The following is a 1,722-nucleotide window of genomic DNA, read 5'->3' on the forward strand; positions in this document are numbered from 1 at the left end:
CCTCGATTCTTCAGCGGGTTTCGGTCGCTGATCAGTGCGGCTGTTCGCCCGTAATGTCCTCCGCCGTTGGAGGACGGGCCGTCGCGTGACGCCGCGGGGTGCGCCGGGTTCCACGGGCCCGGAGGGCGCGGGGTGTCCTCCTTCCTGGTCCTCGTCGGGGTGTGAGCCGGCCGTCAGGTGGTGGCCGGAAGTTGCGTGAGCCTGTTCCAGCTGGTGGTGAACGCTGCCGCCCAGGGCCAGGTCTGCTCGATGCGGAGCATGCGGCGGCGAGCGTGACGGGCGAGGCGGGCCGGAAGGTGGTAGAGGCGCAGGCGCATCGTGTCCGGCTCGGCGTCTTCGAGGCCGTCCTGGTCATGCAGGGTGAGCAGCCGCAGCCAGGTGTCGAGATCGGCGGCGAGGTTCGCGGCGAGCATCCAGCCTGTGTTGATCTGCCACGACTGTGAGGGCAGATTCGTCAGCCCCATGGCCTTGCCGGTACGGATACGGTCTTCGACCTCGGCGTGGTCGCGGTGCAGGGCGTCGAGGAACTGGATCTGGTGGGAGCCGGCGATGCCCCACATGTGCCGGATGTTCGTGACGGTGATGGAGTAGCGCCAGCCGGTCCTCTGCTCGAAGGCGGTCAGCTTCTTCATGTGCCGCCTCGACGGGCGCACGCGGCGGACGATCAGGCGCATGCCCTCCGGCCAGCCCTCGCGGGTGTTCAGGTAGGTCAACTCCGCAACCTGGTAACCCGTTTGAAGGTCGCCGCCCTGTGTCAGCGAGGTCTCCCAGGCGCTTTCGGGGAGCCTCGCGATCGCCGCCTCGTCCTCGGGCGTGATCTTCCATCCGACCGTGTAACGGACCGTGCGCCGCTTCGTGTTCAGCGCCTCCAGGTGCTGGAGCAGGCCATGGGTGGCGCCCGCGCCGTCGACCCGCACGAGGATCTTCGACTGGGAGGAGTGCGGTATCTGATCCAGCGCGGCGGCCAGGACGCGGACGTGGTCGTCCACGGTGTTCGCCCCTGCGTTGCCCGGGCGGAGTTCCATCGCGAGGCTCTCGCCGGTGTTCGCCAGCCAACTGCCCAGCGGATGGAAGCCGAACGTGCCCTTGAACGTGGCCGCGGCCCCTTGTTTCCGGGACACGCTCGTGATGACCGTGGCGTCCAGGTCGATGACGATCCAGCCTGTCAACCTCCGTCCGGCGACCGTGAGCCACGGGAAGCCGCCGGGCCGCAGGTGGAGCAGCGTCCACACATGCCGGCGCACCCGTCGGCGCACCTTCGCGATCTTTCTCAGGGTCTTGTCGTCCAGCTCGGCCAGCAGACGGCGCATCGTTGAGTCCGAGGCCGCAGGGCCGAACAGGCCCTGGTGGTGAAGCTGAAGCTGCTCGGCCTCCAGCAGGCTCCGCGCCCCGAGCACCATCGCGACAGCGAGCTGGACGAGCACCCCGGCCCGCTCCCGCCACCTGGCACTCGTGCTCGAGGGAAGCACCCCGGCGAGCCCTCGTGTCAGCCCCACACGGTCCGCCAGCCGGCGCAGCAGCACCGCCCCTGCATGCCCGACCAGCCCCTTCCCGTCGGCTGCCACGGACAGCCGACGATCCCACCCTGTACGCTCGCTCACCAGAAAGGTGTCCTGACTCCTGCACCGGATACGACCTAGACACTCGCATCCTCGCAGGTCAGCGGCACCTTTCTGCTGTCAGGCCGTCAGCTCACCCAATTCCGCTGAATAACCGGGGTTA

The 1,722-nt window shown here is 68.6% G+C and carries 1 protein-coding gene; it reads right to left on the reverse strand.

Annotated elements, in window-relative coordinates:
* Positions 1–173 precede the first annotated feature (173 nt).
* On the reverse strand, positions 174–1,601 hold the full coding sequence (locus tag ABZ453_RS51200; RefSeq protein WP_359026951.1) for an IS1380 family transposase: 1,428 nt from the start codon (positions 1,599–1,601) through the stop codon (positions 174–176).
* Between the last annotated feature and the right edge of the window lie 121 nt (positions 1,602–1,722).

Source organism: Streptomyces sp. NPDC005799 (genome assembly GCF_040630525.1).
In the GTDB taxonomy this organism is placed as follows: domain Bacteria; phylum Actinomycetota; class Actinomycetes; order Streptomycetales; family Streptomycetaceae; genus Streptomyces; species Streptomyces griseorubiginosus_B.